The 2364-nt window shown below is 65.1% G+C and carries 2 protein-coding genes and 1 pseudogene; 1 reads left to right on the top strand and 2 read right to left on the bottom strand.

The genetic code is table 11. The annotated features are described in order from the left end of the window. Positions 1-313 precede the first annotated feature (313 nt). On the bottom strand, positions 314-1075 hold the full coding sequence (locus tag Y708_RS0112350; RefSeq protein ID WP_173401518.1) for an isoprenyl transferase: 762 nt from the start codon (positions 1073-1075) through the stop codon (positions 314-316). Positions 1076-1334: 259 nt separating this feature from the next. Between Y708_RS0112350 and Y708_RS0112345 the strand changes: the two genes are divergently transcribed. Next, positions 1335-1982, top strand: coding sequence for a PAQR family membrane homeostasis protein TrhA (locus tag Y708_RS0112345; RefSeq protein ID WP_028280176.1), 648 nt, complete (start codon positions 1335-1337; stop codon positions 1980-1982). On the opposite strand, the pseudogene Y708_RS24720 reads toward Y708_RS0112345, so the two are convergent. After that, positions 1979-2364 (bottom strand): annotated as a pseudogene (locus tag Y708_RS24720) (thioredoxin domain-containing protein); the annotation flags it as partial. The gene Y708_RS0112345 and the pseudogene Y708_RS24720 overlap by 4 nt on opposite strands.

Below are 2364 nucleotides of genomic sequence, written 5' to 3'. Positions count from 1 at the left end.
GGCGCCCCGTGTCGGGGCCTTCCGGGGGGCGTCTGCTGAAATTGCTGGTCCGTGAGACGTGTCAGATGTGGCCACTTCAACTCCACTCCGGGGCGTGCGCACCCCGAATCACTAGGGCTTGGGTGAGACGGGCCGGCCGGGAGGCCGGGCACGGCCTCCCCTGAACAGTATTTGTGCCGTATGCACAAGCTGCATCGGTGACCTCCCCGATCGGCTTCGCGGATGCGTAGCTGATGGGACTGACAATACGCCCGGGAACGACGGCGGCAGGTACCGGGGATGTGCGTGTCGCGGTTAAGGGATGGTGAACTTCTCAGGAACCGAAACGACGCTGGCGACGGGCGTAATCACGCAGTGCGCGGAGGAAGTCAACCTTCCGGAAATCCGGCCAGAGCGCTTCGCAGAAGTAGAATTCGCTGTAGGCGCTCTGCCACATGAGGAACCCGGAAAGCCGCTGTTCACCGGACGTTCGGATCACCAGGTCCGGGTCCGGCTGCCCCCGGGTGTAGAGGTATTCGGAGATCTGCGCGGCGGTCAGCCCGTCGGCCACTTCTGCCGGCGACTGGCCGGCCTCCCCCGCCCTCAGCAGCAGTTCCTTCACTGCATCCACTATTTCGCGCCGGCCGCCGTAGCCGACTGCCACGTTGACGTGCAGTCCCTCAATGGACACCGTCCGCTCAGCCAGGCTGGTGATCTTGGCAGCCAGATGGGCCGGCAGCAGATCCAGCGCGCCCACTGGTTGGACCCGGACCCGCTTGGTCTCGCCCAGCCTGTCCAGAGTGTTGCCGATGATGTCCAGGAGCTGGCCGATTTCCTCTTCCGACCGGCTCATATTGTCCGTCGACAGCATGTAGAGGGTTACCACCTCGACACCCAGTTCCTCGCACCATCCGAGGAACTCCAGAATCTTGTCGGCTCCCGCCTGGTGCCCGTCGCGCGTGGGGGCCCCGGCGAGCTTGGCCCAGCGGCGGTTGCCATCCACCATGACGCCGATGTGGTGCGGGATACGGTTGCCGGCCAGGGAACGCTGGAGTTTGCGTTCGTAGAAGTTGTAGGCGAATCCGGGGAATTTCACGGCGCGGTTCACCTGTCCTTCGTGGTGTGGGCTGAATAGGGTCTTCTCCAACGGTACCGGCAAGTTGGCTCAACCGGCTTCGCGCGGGGCATCCTGAGTAACCGCGAGGCAATGTTACTCAGTAGTAACTTACGGGCTCGTAAGTTAGAATGGCGCCATGACTCCAAGTCCTTCCCCGGCCTCTCCCGCGCCCGGAGACCGCCGGGATCCGGCGGGTGCGGACCACAAACCCGGGCCCATGGAAACCGCTGTCGACAAGGTGGCGGACGCCCTCAGCATCAAGCCAAAATGGCGCGGCTGGATCCATGCGGGGGCAACCCCCCTGGCAGTCGCCGCCGGGATTGTGCTGGTGGCCCTTGCACCCACCACTGCGGGAAAGATCACCTCGGCAATTTACGCCCTGACCGGAGTATTGCTCTTTGGCGTCAGCGCCGTTTATCACCGCGGCAACTGGCAGCCCCGCACCCGGATGATCCTCAAACGCCTAGACCACACCAACATCATGCTGGTCATCGCGGGCAGTTACACACCGCTGTCCTGGGCGCTGCTGGAGCGGGATCAAGCGACACTGCTGCTCTGGGTCATCTGGTCCGGGGCGATTGCAGGTGTACTGTTCAGGGTTCTTTGGGTCAATGCGCCGCGCTGGCTCTACGTCCCCATCTACGTGGCGCTTGGCCTGGCCGCGTTGTTCTATCTGCCGGAGTTCTTCGCGGCGAACGCGGCGGCCGCCATCCTGATCTGCGTTGGCGGGGCCCTCTACATTGCCGGCGCCGTGTTCTACGGACTCAAGCGTCCCAATTTCAGCGTTGACTCATTCGGCTTCCATGAGCTGTTCCACGCCTTTACCGTGGCGGCGTTCGCCGCGCACTTCATCGCCATCATGATGGCGGTGCTCAACCCGGTCTAGGGTTCCGTCAGCAGCCGCTGAAGGTCACCCGGATCCGATACCGGCAGGCCGCACACCATGGACCGGCACAGGTAGGCGAGCACACCGCCGTCGTGCGCTGCCTGCCTGTCCGCCAGCAGCGGCACCTCCACGGCACCGACGACGCCGTTACCCACCGCGAGCGCCAGTCCCGCCTTTCCGTGACGGAGGGCTGTTTCAACCAGTGCGTCCCGTTGCGGACCGGCAGGCCCAACAACGGCAAGTTCCTGGGGGCCCGCTGCCGCGGCCTGCGCCACGGCGAGTGACCAGCCAACCGCCCGCGGCGCCTGCGGGCCCAGGGTTGCGGCGTGGGCAACGAGCCGCTGGGCGAGCGCCCTGTGATCGGCGGAGGCGCTATAGGCGG

The sequence above is a fragment of the Arthrobacter sp. H5 genome, from assembly GCF_000520595.1.
Lineage (GTDB): Bacteria > Actinomycetota > Actinomycetes > Actinomycetales > Micrococcaceae > Arthrobacter_D.
This window is presented reverse-complemented; position numbering and strand designations above follow the sequence as displayed.